This is a genomic window from Microbacterium sp. PM5 (genome assembly GCF_003293595.1).
Classification (GTDB): domain Bacteria; phylum Actinomycetota; class Actinomycetes; order Actinomycetales; family Microbacteriaceae; genus Microbacterium.
Window position 1 is genome coordinate 337,059 of the sequence record NZ_CP022162.1, and the last position, 17,618, is coordinate 354,676.

At 64.2% G+C, this 17,618-nt stretch carries 15 protein-coding genes and 1 pseudogene; 7 read left to right on the plus strand and 9 right to left on the minus strand.

The window, feature by feature from the left end; translation table 11 throughout:
- Positions 1 to 31: 31 nt before the first annotated feature.
- Positions 32 to 331, minus strand: a pseudogene (locus CEP17_RS15360) (site-specific integrase); the annotation flags it as partial.
- A gap of 249 nt (positions 332 to 580) precedes the next feature.
- Between CEP17_RS15360 and CEP17_RS01615 the strand changes: the two are divergent.
- Both CEP17_RS01615 and CEP17_RS01620 read left to right on the plus strand, forming a co-directional pair.
- Entirely contained in the window at positions 581 to 898 is a 318-nt protein-coding gene (locus CEP17_RS01615) for a hypothetical protein (protein WP_112931009.1), read from the plus strand.
- Between the two features lie 63 nt (positions 899 to 961).
- Positions 962 to 2,143 (plus strand): DNA cytosine methyltransferase, encoded by a 1,182-nt coding sequence (locus tag CEP17_RS01620; protein WP_112931010.1) that lies wholly within the window; start codon positions 962 to 964, stop codon positions 2,141 to 2,143.
- Here CEP17_RS01620 and CEP17_RS01625 read toward each other — a convergent pair.
- Both CEP17_RS01625 and CEP17_RS01630 read right to left on the minus strand, forming a co-directional pair.
- Positions 2,140 to 3,099 carry a NaeI family type II restriction endonuclease gene (locus CEP17_RS01625; protein ID WP_162722381.1) on the minus strand — a complete coding sequence of 320 codons (960 nt, stop codon included), beginning with the start codon at positions 3,097 to 3,099 and terminating at the stop codon, positions 2,140 to 2,142. The genes CEP17_RS01620 and CEP17_RS01625 overlap by 4 nt on opposite strands.
- Positions 3,100 to 3,139: 40 nt before the next feature.
- A complete protein-coding gene (locus tag CEP17_RS01630) occupies positions 3,140 to 3,595 on the minus strand; it encodes a very short patch repair endonuclease (RefSeq protein ID WP_112931012.1) in 456 nt (151 codons plus the stop codon).
- 400 nt (positions 3,596 to 3,995) lie between these two features.
- Between CEP17_RS01630 and CEP17_RS01635 the strand changes: the two genes are divergently transcribed.
- Together CEP17_RS01635 and CEP17_RS01640 are read left to right on the plus strand one after the other, a co-directional pair.
- Positions 3,996 to 5,132 carry a ribbon-helix-helix domain-containing protein gene (locus CEP17_RS01635; RefSeq protein WP_162722382.1) on the plus strand — a complete coding sequence of 379 codons (1,137 nt, stop codon included), beginning with the start codon at positions 3,996 to 3,998 and terminating at the stop codon, positions 5,130 to 5,132.
- Complete coding sequence (locus CEP17_RS01640; RefSeq protein WP_112931014.1) at positions 5,129 to 7,471, plus strand: hypothetical protein; 2,343 nt, start codon at positions 5,129 to 5,131, stop codon at positions 7,469 to 7,471. The genes CEP17_RS01635 and CEP17_RS01640 overlap by 4 nt, the downstream gene beginning before the upstream one ends.
- Before the next feature lie 447 nt (positions 7,472 to 7,918).
- On the opposite strand, the gene CEP17_RS01645 is transcribed toward CEP17_RS01640, so the two are convergent.
- The 3 genes from CEP17_RS01645 to CEP17_RS15045 all read right to left on the minus strand — a co-directional run bounded on the left by CEP17_RS01645 (position 7,919) and on the right by CEP17_RS15045 (position 10,001).
- Positions 7,919 to 8,341, minus strand: a complete 423-nt coding sequence (locus tag CEP17_RS01645; protein WP_112931015.1) for a nuclease-related domain-containing protein — start codon at positions 8,339 to 8,341, stop codon at positions 7,919 to 7,921.
- Between the two features lie 386 nt (positions 8,342 to 8,727).
- The gene (locus CEP17_RS15040) at positions 8,728 to 9,075 is read right to left on the minus strand and encodes a hypothetical protein (RefSeq protein WP_162722383.1); all 348 of its coding nucleotides are present in this window, start codon (positions 9,073 to 9,075) and stop codon (positions 8,728 to 8,730) included.
- 350 nt (positions 9,076 to 9,425) lie between these two features.
- Positions 9,426 to 10,001, minus strand: a complete 576-nt coding sequence (locus CEP17_RS15045; protein WP_162722384.1) for a hypothetical protein — start codon at positions 9,999 to 10,001, stop codon at positions 9,426 to 9,428.
- A 1,106-nt stretch (positions 10,002 to 11,107) separates the two neighbouring features.
- Between CEP17_RS15045 and CEP17_RS01660 the strand changes: the two genes are divergently transcribed.
- Both CEP17_RS01660 and CEP17_RS01665 read left to right on the plus strand, forming a co-directional pair.
- Positions 11,108 to 12,352, plus strand: a complete 1,245-nt coding sequence (locus CEP17_RS01660; protein ID WP_162722385.1) for an SIR2 family protein — start codon at positions 11,108 to 11,110, stop codon at positions 12,350 to 12,352.
- Positions 12,353 to 12,415: 63 nt separating this feature from the next.
- Positions 12,416 to 14,440 carry a hypothetical protein gene (locus tag CEP17_RS01665; protein WP_162722386.1) on the plus strand — a complete coding sequence of 675 codons (2,025 nt, stop codon included), beginning with the start codon at positions 12,416 to 12,418 and terminating at the stop codon, positions 14,438 to 14,440.
- Positions 14,441 to 14,623: 183 nt separating this feature from the next.
- Here the strand turns inward: CEP17_RS01665 and CEP17_RS01670 are convergent, their stop codons facing one another.
- Entirely contained in the window at positions 14,624 to 15,097 is a 474-nt protein-coding gene (locus tag CEP17_RS01670) for a hypothetical protein (RefSeq protein WP_204359849.1), read from the minus strand.
- 141 nt (positions 15,098 to 15,238) lie between these two features.
- Between CEP17_RS01670 and CEP17_RS01675 the strand changes: the two genes are divergently transcribed.
- On the plus strand, positions 15,239 to 16,192 hold the full coding sequence (locus CEP17_RS01675) for a Dyp-type peroxidase (protein ID WP_112931019.1): 954 nt from the start codon (positions 15,239 to 15,241) through the stop codon (positions 16,190 to 16,192).
- Here CEP17_RS01675 and CEP17_RS01680 read toward each other — a convergent pair.
- Entirely contained in the window at positions 16,189 to 16,752 is a 564-nt protein-coding gene (locus CEP17_RS01680) for an AAA family ATPase (protein WP_112931020.1), read from the minus strand. The two genes, CEP17_RS01675 and CEP17_RS01680, sit on opposite strands and share 4 nt — an antisense overlap.
- Positions 16,753 to 16,795: 43 nt before the next feature.
- On the minus strand, positions 16,796 to 17,569 hold the full coding sequence (locus CEP17_RS01685) for a hypothetical protein (RefSeq protein WP_239498562.1): 774 nt from the start codon (positions 17,567 to 17,569) through the stop codon (positions 16,796 to 16,798).
- Between the last annotated feature and the right edge of the window lie 49 nt (positions 17,570 to 17,618).

Sequence of the window (17,618 nt, forward strand, 5' to 3'; positions counted from 1 at the left end):
AGTGCCGGATCGACCAGATCTCCCGGTCCGCCCAGACCGGAGCGACGTGGTTGTTCCACGCCCGCTCGAGCGTCATGTAGTACGAGGGTTTTGACATCGGCGGCTGCTTGAAACGCAACCAGCTGTCCGCGAACATCCGAACCGTAACGCGCGAGGCGTTCGGGTCGATGTACTCGCCCCTCGACTTCGACACCGTGACCATCGAGAGGTAGAGCTGTGCTTCGCGCATCGTCGTGAAGCCGCGCTTCTGCGCCTCGCTGAGATCCGGCTTGCGGTAGCGCACGCGATAGCGGCGGCCCTTTGCCGTCTCGTATGGCGTGATGGTGCCCATCTCGACCTCCGCTCAATCCGGCTCGGCCATCAGTATCGGCCCAGTGTCGGACACTCGCCGGGCGCCGTCAACGCCACTGGCGACGGATGTGGATAGATGGCGGAAGACGTCGTCAATTGGCGAGGCTCAGCAGCCGTTCGACGACGAGCACTGCGCCGCGCCCGAACGCTAGGCCGCCCAACTGAAGGCGGGGCGGATCCATTGACGCACGCTCAACATAGGCTTGGCGCTGCAACAGCGGGAGTCGAGATGAAGGTCTTCATCTCCACCTCGAGCCATCTCGATCAGAGAACGCGACAACACTCGGTTCTTCAATCCGCCGATCCGTCTCAGTCGGCGGCTCCGGTGTTCTCGCCGAAGTGCGATGGCTTCTGGCTCCCGGCCCCATCATGGCGTGTCGCGGTGCTGGAGATCATCACCGCCGGCACAGCGGCCGATTGTGCCAGCACCGTTGGCAGTCTCGCTCTGTCGTCTTACGACGTCCGGGGTGTCCAACACATCGAACAACAACGATGTGAGACATCGGACAACAACGATGTGAGCCTGGGCGGTAGCGACCACGCGTGACGGAGACCGCTTCCTCCGGCGGGGCGGACCGCGATGTCGGAAGCCGAGCATACGATCGATGTTATGACCAAGACCCTTCGCATGATCGACCTGTTCGCCGGTTGCGGAGGCATGACGGTCGGGTTCGCAGCAGAGGGATTCCGCTCTGTGCTCGCGGTCGAGTGGGATCGAGCGGCCGCGGCCACGTACGCGGCAAATTTCGGTGAGGAACATGTGATCGCGGGAGACATCGCGCGTGTGCCTGACGAGGCCATCCCCGAGGCCGACATCATCATCGGCGGTCCACCCTGCCAGGGATTCTCGAACCTCGGGCTCAAGGACATCAATGACCCGAGAAATCAGCTCTGGCGTGAGTACATGCGGTTCGTGAAGCGGTCGCGTCCCAAAATCTTCGTCATCGAGAACGTCGACAGGTTCGCGACGTCGCCGGAGTTCGCGATGCTGTTGGCGGAGACGGATCATGGCGCTCTGGCCGAGTACGAGCTCCAGCACGCGGTGCTCAACGCTGCTGACTACGGTGTGGCGCAACGACGTAAACGGACGATCGTCATCGGATCACGGATCGGTCGGATTGACCTGCCCGAACCCACGCACGCGAAGGAGCCTGTCGAAGGATCGGGACTGCTGCCTTGGCGGACCGTCCGTGATGTTATCTCTGCCATCCCGCCGCGCCCTGCAACGACGGAACTCCCGGACAGTAGATCTGTGGTTTTCGGCGAGTCCATGCCGGGCGTCTTCCGCGGACTCGACCTTCACATCGGACGGACGCCGACCAGCAAGAGTCTCGATCGATACAGCTTCGTCCCGCCGGGCGGAGGGCGATTCGACGTTCCGCGGGCCCTGCTGCCTAACTGCTGGGCGAACAAACCCACGGGAACGACAGACGTGATGGGCCGTCTCCGTTGGGACGCACCATCCGTGACGATCCGGACCGAGTTCTTCAAGCCGGAGAAAGGGCGATACCTTCACCCGCAATGGGAGCCCGGTGAGTGGGTGGAGGAGTACGGTCAGTACCGCAGCGACCCGGTCCGATCGGTAGACCGAGTGATCAGCCACTTCGAGGCCTCGCTGATCCAGGACTTCCCGCCCGACTACCGTTGGGTCGGCACGAAGATTCAGATCGCGCGCCAGATCGGAAATGCCGTGCCCTCCGGCCTGGCCCGAGCGATCGCCCAGCAGATCAAGCCGCACCTCCTAGCGCAGCGTGTTGCCGACGAGCAGGAGTTGGAGCTGGCGGTCGCTTAGCCCCGCCTGGGCGTCTGCAGGTCCCACTCGATTTCAAGCTGAGCCGGGGTTACGTCGACCCGGGGCTGAATTTTCGATGGACTCACCGCTACCCATCCATCATCACCCAGCTCGAATCCGAGTTCCCTCGCTCGTAGACGGTCGGCGACCCATGTGCCGACCAGTACCTCAAGCCCGGACGTCGCGCGCACTGCGTCCTTCGCCTGTCTCGCGCGGCGCATTGGGTCCTTGTTCCCGAAGCACACCGTCTCCATCGACGACCTGGGGATGACTGTGTCGGGTAGGAACCCGAAAAGTGCGGTCAGTCGTGCAGTTTGCCCTACCCTCGGCGCGAAAACTACGGCGAGTTGCTCGGGGGTGAGCTGGGCCAATGGTTCGGCGGGAAGCGGCGTCCAGTCGATCAGAGGGAGCGAGAACCGTCCGAGGGCGTCCGCAGCGATCCCACGTTTCCGGTCCTTGTTCGCTCCGTCATTCAGCCAGATCCGGTGAGCGCGCATCAGGAATGCGCGGTGACGTCGCCCGGCAGCATCAGCCTGGATGAGCACGCTGATCTCGCATTGGCCCTCAGTCGGGATCATCCAGTTCGAACGGACCGTGCCTTTTAGCTCGACCGGGATCCCAAGGATTCGCGTGTCGAGCGGTGGCTCCTTGTACAAACCCAGCTCGTTCAGAACGCGATACTGAAGTTTGGTGCCGACGGACGCTCGCTCGTCAGAGTCGACGTCGGGACTGAGTAAATCGAATCGTCCGGTCCTCGCGCCGTCGAGCACGTACTTCACCGCGTCGTCGACGGCGCGCGTGAGTAGTCCGGGCAAAGGACGCGCAACGAGCCATGACCACACCTTCCTGAGCTCAGCGTCGTCCTCCGGGCCATGCGCAATGTGCGGAACGGACGCGTGCCCGCGCCGCTCGTCCGGCACACAGACGCCGCCTGGCGGTGGGACAATCTTCTTCACGATCGTGACGCTATCGCACTCGTCGCGCAGCGTAGACACGTTAGTCGGGTAGTCCGAGTGATCTGCGCCTGCCACTGACAGCGGCCATGACGCGCGCGGCGGCGTCGGCAACCGATTCGTGTTCCCAGATGCGGACTACCGTCCAGCCGCTGGTTTCCAGGGCTTGCGTTGTCTCCATGTCGCGAAGCCGGTTCCGCTTCAGCTTCGGCACCCAGTAGTCGACGTTGGTCTTGGGCACGGTTCCATGGATCGGGCATGAGTGCCAGAAGCAACCGTCGACGAAGACCACGATGCGGAGACGTGTGAAGACGATGTCTGCGCGTCGTCGCCGATCCGGGCCTGGGGAATGGTCGACTCTGTACCTGTAACCCGCCGCATGCAGCATCCGACGCAGCGCAAGCTCGGGACTCGTGTCGCGACCGCGGTTGGATCGCATCGATTTTGAGACGCGCTCTGAGCTCGCCCACGACGCCCGCGACGACCCCTGCTCTTCCATTTCGAGACTCTAGCGCCAGCTCGTCACCGCCGTAGCAGGCTCATCGATCGTTCCTGGAGCAAGGAGGGTCTGGGCCTGCATTACTAGGTGGTGCTCGCAACTGGCGTCGGTGGGTCGACCAGCACTTCGGAAGCACCGCATTCGAGACGTGTCGGCGACGTGCGTGACAGCGCGTTACCCGACATGCTGGCTGCCGGGCGAGCACTGAAGCTCTCATGTCGCCTCGCCCGCGGTGTCAGGCGCGACTTCGAGGAGCCGCGAGATCATGCGCGCGGGACGGTTACGCGTTGAGAAGAGCCCGATCCCGGATGCGTCTGGCGTATCGAGGCTACGTGTCCATAAGGCGAATATATCTGAAAAGGAGCTTGCGGAGAAGATAGAGTTACTGTATAGTCATCCTATGACCACAAGAGACGCAGATAGTGAACGCATCGTCAAAGTGCCGTTCCCGATCTCTCTGATAAGACGGATGGACGAGACGATCGTCGCCGAGCGCGGCGGCTTTCGCACTCGTGCGGAGTTGATGCGTGAGGCAGTTGAGAACCTCCTCGACGAACTCGACTATCCGGAGGCTCCTCCTGAGCGCAATTCTCACGGGCCGCTGCTGCTCGCCGACTCGGAGGTTTCCAAGAACGAACCTGAGCAATCGGCTGGTTTCACCGAGGCGCGCACGCTTTTCGCGAACCTCCCCGCCTGGGAACGCGAGGAGCTGGCTCTGGACGACCTGACCGCGACTACCCTTACCGCGCCCGAAGCGCGCCCGTTCATTCTGGACAGGGGCGAGGCATCGGTGGCGAACGGGCCGCTCCTTGGATTACACAACCGCGACTATGTGTCTATGTGGGCGCTGCACCGGCTCGCACGGTACACGGCCGACGGTCCCATCCCCTTTGAGGACTACCTCGGCCGCATCACGAAGGCCGCCTGGTACTACGGCGCTCAACTCCATGCGCTCGAGCGAAGCAATCCCGGCCGGAAGCTCACGGTGCTGTTCCCGACAAACTCGACGAAGCAACCGTCTGCGGAGCGAGGCTTCCAGAACTTCGCAATCGGCACGCTCGCGCGTCGTGTGGGTGAGGGGATCCCAGCGTCCGGGCCGCTCTTCGCATGGCAGGCTTTGCAGGTCTCGTCCGATAACGGCCTGGGCACTGGGCTCACAACGGCGGGCTGGCGCCTGCTCAAGGAGCTGGACGGACTGTCGTTGGAGCTGCCCCACGATCCCGCGCTCATGGAGCGGTTCATGACCTACCTGGCCGAACACGCGCCCGGGGATCGCTGGGGGTTCGACCACTTGCTCGCCGCCGCCGCGGATGGACCCGACCGCCTGGCGCTCGTGAATCGTTTCCGGGAGACGCATCCCGAATGGAGTCCGGCGACGGCCAGCTCCGTAGCGCAGGGTTACGTGGCTCGCGCCCGAGAGTGGGGGCTCGTCGAGCCTCGCCTTATCGAGGGCCGCTACTGGCTAACGGATATCGGCCGGCAACTCCGGCGCGAATCCTCCCCAATCACCGCAACCAGCGAAGGAACACTCAAGTGACCAACACCAGCACCACCATCGCAAGCGTCGAGACCAAGATCATCGAGTCGGCGATCAATGCGACGACGTACGACGACGCAGTCGCGGTCGCGGCGCTCATTGAGAGTGCTGTGGGAGCGCGCTATGTGCGTCCCATCGGCGACCGATACAACAATTACGGGCTTATGGCCTCTAGCGGCTCATACGAGTACAAGGCCCTCGAGCCCGTCACCAACGAGCAGGACGGTGTGCTGGAGAGGCTCGCAGCTGCCAAGTGGGGTGATCTCAGCAAAGTCCCGTACCAGACGCCTGCCGAGGCTGCCGAGGACCTCCTTAGCGGCATGAATTACCAGCAGCGAGCCGACATGGTAACCGTCGCCTTCCGGGAGTCTGATAGCCCGACGCGCTCCTCCAAGCGGTTGACGATCGTCTACAGGGATCAAGGCTGTGGGATGGAGCCAGGGGCTATTCCTGGAACTATCTTCGCTCTCGGTTCGAGCCACAAGATCGACACTAGGTGGCACCAAGGCGCGTTCGGCATCGGTGGCGCAAGCACCTATCGGAATGCGAAGGCCGTCGTGCTGGTGACTCGACGCGCGCCCGAGATGGAGCCGGCCGACGACCGCATCGCGGTGGCGGTCGTGTTGTGGGACGCCCATGGAAAGGGCCAGACAGCCTCCTACCTCGTCACCACTGACTGGGAAACGAACTCGGCGGCGCAGCCGTGGTCGGCGCCGGCCAGCGCCTACCCTCAGTTCGAGCCCGGCACCCATCTGGCGCTGGTGTCCTACGGTGTCGAGGGTTTCCACCGTGCCCGGTCCGGTGACGAGCGCTCGTTCGACATGGTGCTCAACACGCGCCTGTTGTCGCCCATCATGCCCGTTCGTTTCACTAACGAGATTACGCGGGGGAAGAACGAGTACCTCCGCGGCCTCAGCAGACGGCTCGCCGACAACCCTAGCCCCGAGCGACTCGAGGACGACGAGGAGATGCTCTACACCTTCGGCGGCGTCAGCTACAAGCTGCCGGTGAGGTACTGCGTTTTTCCGACTGGGGACAAGGGGACTCGCCGCCGGTTCGTCGCCAAGGGCCATGCGCTCGTCTTCACGTCCAACGGTCAGGTCCACCACCATTGGACTCCGGCGGATTTCCGCCTGCGTACCTCGCTGAACAAGCTCTACGAGCGGATCTTCGTAGTCGTCGAGACCGACGACCTGCCCATCGAGCACAGGACGGCGTTGTTCACGCCGGACCGGTCACAGTTGCTGTCGAATGAGGCGGCGCTTCAACTCGAGGACCAGGTGGCGGACTTCCTGGATAACTGGCACAAGCTGCGCGAGCTCAACAACCAATTGGTCCGGGAGGCGATCTCGTCCGCGAGCGGGGGACGCTCCGCGCTCGACGTCGGCCGACGCATTGCCACGGCGCTGAAGGTCAAGGGTTTCAATCTCGGGGGATCCGGTGGATCCGCGGGAGGCGGGGCGACGGGCACCGGCGGCCCGCGGGTCCGGAAGAAGGTTGAGACCTACCCCGACCCGACCACCCTCGAGGGCCCAGACAAGCTCATCGTGGAGGACGGCAAGGTGCGCTATCTCGAGTACATGCTGAACGCCGTCGACGACTTTCTCGACAGTGGGCGCGGCGCGCTGTCGTTCACGACCGACCATCCGGACATTAAGCCCTTGAAGCACATCGTGGTCGGTCGGCTTCGCGACGGCTACGTCCGTGTGCAGTTGCAAGTGCCCGAGGGAGCCACCGAGGGCGAGTTCACCCTGACGGCTTCGCTTGACGGCTGGCACCGGGCGTCCGGCGGCATCGGATCGACGATGTCCTACACGACCGCTCTCGTAGTCGTCGACGAGATGCCTGGGAGGTCTGGCGGCGGCAACGGCCATGGCAGTGGCGGCGCCGGCGAGGGTGGTCAAGTGGCGGTGCTCTGGCAGACACCCGAGGAATACGGCAACGGCTGGAATAACTCTGTTCCCGGAGGCGTGGACGAGATCGAGGCCGCAACACTCGCGTCGGAACGGGAGGAGTACAAGGAGCTGGCTAAGCTCGGCCAGCAGCGCATCCCGACGATCGTGCTCAACAGCACTTATTCACCGTACAAGGGCTACATCCAGATGCGCGCCAAGGAGCTCACCGATACCGGCGCCCAGGAGGCGTCAGACCGCTACGCTGTCGGCACCGGTCTGGGTCTGTTGCTGCTGCATGAGGACCTCAAGGCGCGGCAGCAGAAGAGCAAGAAGCCCGTAGACCCCGAACAGGCGGCGGCTGCAAGGCAGGCGGTCGCGCGATCGGTCCTGCTCATGATGCCCGCCTTCGACACCCTCGCTCGCGCGGCGGGTATCGAGGATTAGGTGTAGATCGCGACTGAGCAGTGAGCCGCGATGAGGGGGCCCGGGCTCAAGTCCGGGCGCCCTCTCCCTGCCGCCTCGCGCAGACGAACGGGCAGCGGCGTCGCCGAACACTCAGTGCCGCCACCCGACTTACCAGGTGAATCGAGTGGCGTTTCCCGCGGCGTCACCCGTGTGGATGCTAGGCGGCGAGGCGTTGAATCGGCCCACGAGAGATTCCGCCCAGGCCGCTTCCACCATGCGATGGCGGAACGGCCACAGTACAGACCGACCGACCTAGTCGAGCCGCCCAGCAATAGAACAACCGAGGCGACTCGGTGGAAAACTGCTGGCCCACGAACAATCAAGTACAAAAGCAATGCACGCAGGCATCCATGATGGTCGGCGGCATCTAAAGCTATCCGGCTCCACTTACCTGCATCCAAGAAAAATACCTGGATAGGGGACAAATCACGGCTCGTTCGACCAGGTCACCTCGGCGCGAACGGCCGCCACCACTACCGCCAGCTGAGTGGGCTCGAGAATCGGCTTCTGCTTCTTCAACCACCGCACGAGCTGGGGCGCCGTCAGCACCGCGATGTCGTCCGGCTGCTCGCGAATGGTGATCTCTTTGGCGCCGACGATCACGATCGCGCCGCGCACAGGGACGCTCGAGCCGATCACGGCTTCGAGCAGTTTTTGGGTTCTCGCGACATCGTAGCGCGTGTTCCGCAAGTGGTCTGTCTTCTGACCACTGACGAGCAGCCGGCGACTTCCGACCCAGATGCGCGCGCCTTCGTGGAACTTCGAGTTGATGGTGAACACACCGGCCGCGCCGACGACCACGTGGTCGATGTCGCTCCCGCGCGTGCCGGCCGGCACCGGATGAAGCACCGTCTAGCCGCCGTCGAGCGACTCAAGACGCGCTGCCACGTCCAACTCACCAAGCGCGCCGAGATACCACGGACGCGAATCCTCGGAGAGCGGCGATCGGCCGAGGAACCGCGCGAATCCTGAACGCGGGAGGACGTCTGCTTGAACGCGGAGGCACTCGGCCATGACGGACGCCGCGGCGACCGACCCGAAGGCGTGCGTAGCGTCGGTGGGCAGATGAGGGGGGATTTCAGTTGTCATCGCGCTGATTCTATGGACACGCGCTTCGCATGCTCAGCTCGTATGGCGCCCGCGCGTCGGGCATCTGTGCCGGGTATGCGACACGGAGACCGGTGCGACGGGGCATCGCGCAGCCAGGTGCGGATGGTGTCGCAGAGGCCGACCGCTCACTGACGATCTCGGTAGTCGCGAAGCAAGCGATGGACGTAGCTGCGGAGACTTTGCTCGCCCGCTAAGGCTGGCAATACACCGTCGTCGTACTCAACCCCCGGCGACCCAGCGAGAAGTGCAATCGCCGAGGACTTGGCGACGGTGCAGACGAACGCTTGCGCTTTCGCGGACGAGTCTCGTCTTAGACCGAGAAACTCCCGTCCGGTGCCGAGCTTCACCGCTTTCGTCCAATACTTGGCTTCAATGACCAGGAAGGCCGCCTTGCTTTGGGGGTCGACACCGACCGTGCGACACCGGTTCGCGTCCTTCTCCGGAATGACTAATACGTCTGCTTCGTGGAGCACTCTAGACCTCCCCACGAAACGTACACCCGTGTGCACCTCTAGTGGAGGGCGGTTTCCGACTGTTAGGCGTGCGTGGGTGAAGTGGGCGCCGGGCGCACCCGTACTGAAGATCCGTCCAGGACTGCGTCGGAGGTGCAGTTGGCTGGCGGCCCCGCTGCCATCTCGTAGCTCGACGAGGTAGCCAGCTATCTTCGCTGCCTCGAGCACTAGTCCGAATAGGTAGGCCTCGTAGAGGTCGTTCCCAGGGGTAGCGGTCGCGGACATGGTTGTGGGGAATGCTTGGGGCAGTTGAGCGCGTAGCTGAGCCAGAAGTTGGCTCGGGGTGGAGGCCGTAGGGATCGCGGAGGCCATCACGAGTTTCTCCAGTTTGGTCGGGTCGAGTTGAGCCTTTCCTCTTGTGGTTCCAGCCAGTCTGCGCGCGACACCCCAGTTACCTCGCGCAGCTGTCGCAACGTGTCGAGAATTCCCTTGGCCGCGTCCATCCTGCCTGCGCTGGGCGCAGTCACGGCTCTCGGCTCGTTCTCGAATGGATGCGACCGACGAGGACTGGCTTCTTCAGCGAGGTTCGCAGGGTCGCTGCTGAACAGAATCTTCAGGGCCGCGTTCTCCGGCAGAAACTCGCGAGCCATCTCTACGGTGCGTTCTTCGACGTCGATTGTTCCGGCGACGGCCACTTCGATTAGGTCAATCAGGCCGGATAGTTGTTCCGTCACGGTGAGATGCCGGTGACGGACATCGCTCGGCAGAAGCTTTCGCGAGTCTGCCCTGCCTGACTTCTTCGGAGTGTTCTCCCCAACGTTCTCGACGACGCGACCGTTAGCTACGGCGTCGAGATGCTGTTCGACGAGCTCGTTCAACCCAATCTCTGGGGAGCGAAGGAGTTGCACGATGTCGTCGACAACCTGGCGGGCGTCTTCGTCGCGCACCGCTAACCCCCTAAAATGGCGGACCTAGAAGGTCACCTTTGCTTCTGGCACGCGAACTATTCGCTGGATTGCGATCGTCGCACAATGTCGACCGTAACGCGCGATGACACGACGGACCGGCTTGACCTATCCGCCTGCAGGTCGCGCGAGGGGACCGGCTTGCGGGCCGCTGCAAGCACCATTGACATCTCTACGCCGGAGTCAGTTCGACCAATCAAGGAGCGGGTTCGTCCCCAAGAACATGCTGGCCTTTGTGAATGGAGGATCCTGCCCGAGCAGCGGGCGGTTGGCGCGACTAGCCCGGGGGTGGGCGTTCTCGAATCGCCGGTGTCTGGTATTCGAGACTTGAACGCTGTCTGCGAGATCAACAGCGAACTCACCCCAAAGGAGCCATGCCACGCGGTCGCTCTTCGCCGCGACCAACTCCAGGACCGCGCGCGTGAAGTCCTCCCACATCGACGTGTCAGGAGTCTTCGCCCCAATGCGATGGGTCAATGCGGCATTCAGGAGGAGAACTCCACGGTCAGCCCAGGGAGACAGATCGTTGCTTAGAGGGCTCAGATTCAGATCACGACGGAGCGATCCGAAGATCTTCCCAAGAGACTGCGGTCGGCCAACGCGACCAACGGACGGCATCGAGAACGCAAGCCCGTGCGCGTGGGCCGGATCTGGATAGGGGTCCTGACCAAGGATCACGACACGCACTGAAGCGAGGGGCGTGAGATGGAATGCACGGAACACGTCCGTGCGTCGCAGTGGAGAGACTGCTCCCGGCCTGGCCGAATAGAGAGCGTCGACCACTGCATAGAGGCTATCTAGGTCGAGCGTCCGGGGCAGTGCGTCCGCCCATGACGCCGGCAATCTTGAGTAGTCCGCGACCTGCACGGCAACGCTCATCGCCTCGCGCTCCTCACCGCCTCAACCTATCTCGACGCCGACACCACGTAGCAACTCAAGGACCGACCTATGCGCCCAGATGGGGCCGGCCCGATCGTTCATGTCGGAAACCTGCACTCCCATCTAGTGCCCCGCCGGGACGGACGGTTGCGCCAGCGGCCGGAGCATCAAGGAGGATTGAGCGGAAAAGCCGTGAGAGATTCTACGGGGTGAGGCTTACCAACGATATCGACGTCCCAAACGACCCGTTGGCAGCCGCACGTAACGTCCGACTGGTCTTGTTCGTCGGTGCGGGCGTATCTATCAACGCACCGTCTAGCCTGCCGCTCTACGACGGCCTGGCTCGCACAATCGCTCAAACTCTCGGCGAGGAGTACGACGCTACTCTCACCCCGGACCGGTTCCTGGGTCAGCTAATGCAGGCGCATCCGCTCGTCAAGGATCAGGTGCGCGCGATCACCGGGAGTGCTCAGTCGCTTCTCAACGCCAATCACCGAGCACTCGCTCGCCTCGCGACCGCAGCCGGTGCGCCGATCGTTACGACGAACTACGACCTACACATTGAAGCCGCAGCCTCCGAGACAGCCCTGAGTCTCGGCGAAGAGTACTCCGGGCCTGCTCTGCCACTGGGGAGAGAGGTTCGGGGGCTCGTCCACCTACATGGCTCCGCGTCTCGTCCAGCGTCGGAGCTCGTGGTCACCGACGACGACTTCGGGCGGGGCTATCTCACCGACGGGTGGGCTCGACGATTCGTGCAGGATCTCTTCGAGCACTGGACAGTGCTCTTCGTCGGCTACAGCCACAGCGATGTAGCCATGACGTACTTGGCCCGTGGGCTTCCGCCGAGCGCGCAGCCTCGGTTCGTGCTCACCGACGAGCCGAGCAGCCCCCGGTGGGAGAACCTCCGGATCACACCGGTGGCATATCCAAGCGACGACGAACACGCGGCCCTTCCCCTGGCGTTGGACGCATGGGCGTCGTTGATGAACATGGGTGTCTTGGACCACCACGCGCGCGCGAAGGAACTCGCGGCCGGGGCTCCTCCGTCAGTGCCGGAGGAAGCGGACTACCTCGCCGATGTGCTGAACACACCGTCGGGGGCACGGGGCTTTGTAGCCGCGGCGACGGGCTACGAGTGGCTCCGGTGGGCTGAGGAACAACCGGCATTCGCGGTGCTTTTCAGTATGGGACGAGTCGAGAACGAGGCGTCTCGGGTTCTGGCAGGGTGGTTCGTCGATGAGTACGTCTCGGTTCCCGAGCGTTCGGCGCTCGCGCTTGGCATTGCCGCTCGGCTCGGACCGGTCATATCGACCGAACTCCAGTGGGAGATATCCCGCGCCGCGCGCGCGTTGCGAGCCACGGCGCCCGAAGATGCGCGTCGCTGGATGACCATTCTGATCGCCGCGTTGCGAACAGACCCCGCAGAGTCAGGCCTGACCTGGTTCGTTGGCTAGGGCAACCCGCTATCGGGAGTCGATGCGCTCCCGTTGCTTCGCCGCGCGCTTGTACCCCGCCTCGTGCTGAAGGAAGACCACCCATGGTTCCCAACCGACGAAGACGAGACGCAGCCGCGTCGCGTATCGGCAGCGATCGAGTGGGCGACCTCAGACAAAATCCTGAAGAAGTTGTGGGAGCAGATCGCCGAGGAAGCGGATGAGAGCGCTGACCGGGTGCTTCAGATCGCGGAACAGGCACTGACGGACGCCTATGAACTGTTGCGTGCGTTCGATCCGGAGCGCACTTTCGATCCTTGGTCCTTTCGCCGCTCCGCAATCGAACCGCATGAACAGGACCGGTTCGGCGATGAGGAGAGCACCGTCATTGACATGCTCCGCGACAGCGCCGCGCTCACCACGTCGAACAGCGCTGACCTATCGGCCAGATGGCTCACGAGTCCCCACGCTCTCTTCCGAAGGCTCGGACTGCACCTGGCCATCGAGTCTCCACACCTGAGCGGCGACGAGAAGTGCGTGACCGTGCTCGGCGGTCTACTTTACGACCCTGAAGCGAAGCACGAACTCTTCCGTCTACTTCAGGTCGTCGCACCTGACCTGAGCCCTGACTCCCGGCAACAGTTACTCGCAGCCGTTCTCGCTGGCCCCCCGCGTGATGACCCGGTGGAGGGGGTCGAATCACGATTCCGCCGCAGAGCGATCTTCGACCGAGCCGAGTGGCTCAGCAGGTACGCCACGCCCTGGCCGGAACTGGACGCCGCCATCTCTGAGATCCGCGAAGAAGAGCCAGAGATGGGGATTCGTCCTCACCCGGACCTCGATCACTACATGACATCGGGCACGTGGGGCGGAAAGATGCCGCACACCGTCGATGACTTTCTTGCGCGCGTATGTGAGAACGGGGCACGCTTCAGCGTCCAGTCGCTGCTCGACCTCGACTATTCGGAACGAAACTTCGACGAACCAACGTGGGATGACACCTGCAAACTCATACTAGAGGCCGCGGCGGCGCAGCCCGCAATCGGTCTTGAGCTGCTGCCGGAAGTCGCGCTCGGGCCCGTCGCGCAGCACCATGATCTCCTCGGGGCGATTCTGCACGGATGGAGCCAAAGCGCGCTCCTCGTGGAGCGGATCGACGACCTCGTCGGCGCGTTAGGAATGCTGAGCGCCAGACCCGAGCTCACTCGAGCCGTGAGTGAGGTGCTGAAGTCAGTCTCGAAACCATCGGAGGGTGCAGTAGATCCTCCAGTGCTGGAACGGCTCGACACGATTGCGTCCGAGCTGTGGGTGAAGAACGCGCCTGGGTTCGATCCCGGGAAATGGAGCGATTCCCTCATGCGCGGCTTGAACGCGTGGCCTGGCATCGTGGCGCAGTATTGGCTGAATCGCATCGCGTCAAGGTGGCAGGCGGCACCTGAACGATGGGCGGGACTTGATGCGGCCGAAGCCACCGCGCTGAAATCTATGCTGTACTCGCCAACGCCCGCACAGTCCGCTGCCGCCAGCCTGCTGACCGGGAAGCTCCATTTCCTGTTCGCCGCTGCCTCGGTGTTCACCGCAGCGCACGTGTTCCCGCTGTTCGACCCGGACCCGTCTGAGTTTGCACCTGACGCTTGGTTCAGCTTCCTCCACGAGCCGAGAACTCCACCAGATCTCCTCGACGCGGGCTTCTGGCAGCTCCTTCTTCGTTCCGCGGATGCCGGCACGAGCCGTGAAGGCCATATGTCCAACCGATACTGGAGGACAATGGCGTCCGTCGCGACGTTCTCCGCCGCGACATCCGTGGATCGCCCCGCCTTGATCGATCTTCTGGCGGCGCCGGAGCGCGCGGGCCAACTCACGGAGTTCATCCGAGCGCTAAGCGAAACCGTGGGTGAGCTCGACGACGCTGGCCGTGAGGCGCTTTGGTCATCCTGGCTGAAGAAGGCGATCGAGACGCGCCAAGCCGCTGCTCCAGGCGTCCAACCCTCGACGGAGAAGACGGCCTGGGGGGGACCTCGCCCTCGAACTCGGAACCGCCGACGCACTGACGCTCACGGCGGCGTGCCCCGGTGCCATGGGCGACCGCACGAGATTCCATCACCTTGAGGCACCGGTCGCGCAGCCGATCGGGGACTTGCTGGTCAGGATCGCCACCACTCGATTGCGCTTGACGGAAAGTATCGACTGGCACTTGAGATACGAGTTGGAGGAGCTCGCTGAGCGCGTGAAGCCTGCCGCTAACTCCGCGTCACTTCGTGCGCTCGCCGAACTCGCCGTCGCACGCGGCGTTCACGAAGCTCTCTCCTGGATCAGTTCCTCGGTCCGGCGGCGATCAGACCCGCACCGACCACTAGGCGTAACCATCGTCAACCCGCTCGAAAGTGCGATTGGGCGGTGACCCCGAACTGTACGCCCACTCTCACTGAGCCAGCGCTGCGCGAAGAGAACGCCGATGAGTGAGGCGACACCCACCGCCGCAATCGCAAGAACCAGGCCTCGCCTTCGGTAACCGCGCCATCCGAAGATCAATAGCACGCCGAGACCGATGAGGTGAGCTAGGACAAGCGGAAGCCCTCCGACGACTTCGGCGAACCCCGCCATAGAGGTCTCCGCCGCGACCGCCTTGCCCTGCTCGCTCTGCGCTTCCTCCTGCGCCAGGCCGTACCAGGCCCATGCGATCGCTGAGGCGACCACGCCGAAACCAGCGATCACCCAGAAGGCGATGCGGGCGCCCTCGGGTTCGGACAGTGGCTGTGGTTCCACTCATTGAGCCTACGAGCATGTGGCTCGCGGGGCGGGTGATCACAGACTTCGACAACCGCACTCGAATCACATCTCCGCGACGACGTGGGTGGCCCAGATCGCACCACCCTGCACCGGCCGTCCGACGCTAGGTTCGGTCTCGTGAGTGATAACCGCCGTGTGCCCATTTCGCCGCAGAGTGTCGATGCTCCGCTGACGACGTCGGCGGTCTTCCTGGTCATGACGGTGGGCGACGACGCCGACGAGATCGCCACCGCGCGCTCGGTGTTGGGGGACCTCTCGGGACTGCTCAAGACCGTCGGCATCCGAGACCTCGATGCCGCGCTCGCCTGCACGGTCGGCATCGGCGCGCGTGTCTGGTCGGCGCTCACCGGACGCTCGATGCCGGCAGAGCTCCACCCCTTCCGGCCTATCGACGGCGCGGTGCATCGCGCCCCGAGCACGCCGGGAGATCTGCTCTTCCACATCCGCGCGAACCGCCGCGACCTGTGTTTCGAGTTCGAGAGGCTGTTGCTCGAAGCGCTGGGCTCGAGCGCTGTCGTCGTCGACGAGACCGAGGGCTTCCGCTATTTCGACATCCGCGACCTGCTCGGTTTCATCGACGGCACGGCCAACCCGGTGGGCGCCGACCTGCCCGAGTCCACCCTCGTCGGCGACGAGGACCCCGCCGGACGCGGCGGAAGCTACGTCGTCGTGCAGAAGTACGTGCACCCGCTCGACCGGTGGAACGCGCTCTCCGCAGAGCAGCAGGAAGCAGTCATCGGGCGACGCAAGTTCGACGGCGTCGAACTGGACGATGCGGAGTCGGGCCAGAAGGCGCACAAGACCCTCGCGACCATCGTCGACGACGATGGCGTCGAGCACGACATCCTCCGCGACAACATGCCGTTCGGCAGCCCGGCGACCCAGTTCGGCACTTACTTCATCGGCTACTCGCGTCGACTCTGGGTGATCGAGAAGATGCTGGAGCGGATGTTCATCGGTGACCCTCCGGGACTCCACGACCGACTGCTCGACTTCTCCACTCCGCTCACCGGCTCCACCTTCTTCGTACCGTCGGCCGACGTCCTCGATGGCCTGGGCGACTCCGCCTAGGCCCGCTCGGAACTCCGCGGCTCAGCGATCAGTGTCTCGATCGTGGCGAGGCGCTCTGCGGGCGATCCCGTGACCTCCGTCACCGTCAGCTTCGCCGGGATGACGTCAGAGTCGTCCAGAAGGTCCAGCAGCACGTCGTTCATGGCCTCGCGCAGCGCGGCATCCTCGTCGTCGCCGACGTTGATCGGATGAGCAGCCGTCAGCGGGAGCACCACGAGGTGATCGACTGTCTCCAGCGCCGCGCGCGTGCGGACAATCGCACTCGAGAGCGTCGAGCGGTCGAGCGCCGTGCGCCCGAGCTCATCCAGTGCCAGCAGATAGGCCAAGAAGTCGAGCGGGCCGCGCTCGGCGATGAGGTTCTCACCCGATTCTCGCTCGATCAGCCGGCCCGCTGCGAGTCGCAGCTGCGAGGCGAACATCGCCGCGGCCGGTCGATCGTCCGACTCGTCGATGAGCTCGAACGGGTCGGCGAACACGGCGTACTCCGGATGCCGCCGCGCAAAGTCGGCGATGAGCGTGCTCTTGCCACTGGCATGAGTTCCCGAGACGACGATGCGCACGAGCTGACACTACGCGACGAGCTGAAACCGCCGGGCCGGCACCTCAGCCGCCGAACTCCGCCTTGAGGAAGTACGGCGTCTGGTTCGCATTGCACGCGGCGCCGATCTGCGCCACATCATCCGCAATGCCCGCCTGTGCGGTGCCGGGCTCGGTGGCCGTCGACACCGTGTGCGACATCGATGTGAGCGGCCCCTTCAGGCTCGACGTGGAGGCGGCTGCGAGGGCAGCGAGCTGGGATGATGCCGCGGTGACCCGCGCCGTCCAGGTCGCGGCATCGAACGCCTTGTACTGGGAGTACCCCTGATCGGCGTTGATGAGGGCGCTGTAGATGTCGACGAAGGCGGCGCAGTCCGCGGTCACCGCGGCATCCCGAACGAACTCCGCGGTGGAGAACAGCGGCGTTGCCGTCCACGCGACGTCGTCGTCCACCGTCACCGCGATGGAGGGTTGGGTCTTCGCATCCACCGGCCACGCGAGCGTCGCCGGCGCGCCGCACGTTCCGCTGATCGGGGACGTGTTCTCCGCCATCGCATCTCCGAACTCGACGACGTAGTGCCCGATGCCCTCGCAGGTGAAGTCGATCGACACCGAGCGGGCGCCCGCGGGAACGGGGGAGTTCAGCCCCGGCCATCCCGTCGCACCGGTTCCCGTCACGGTGGCACCCGCCGTCGATGTGGCTGTGGCCTCGTCGCTGGCGGAAGAGCTCGGTGACGGTGCTGCGCCGATCGTTGTCGCGCAGCCCGACAGGACGATGGTCGCAGCGACGAGAGCGGCGAGGAACGTAGTCGTGTGGGTCGTCGTTCGCGAGGGCGTCATCTCTGATGTCTATCAGCGGCGGTCGCGGAACGCACGGGAGACGCCGCGC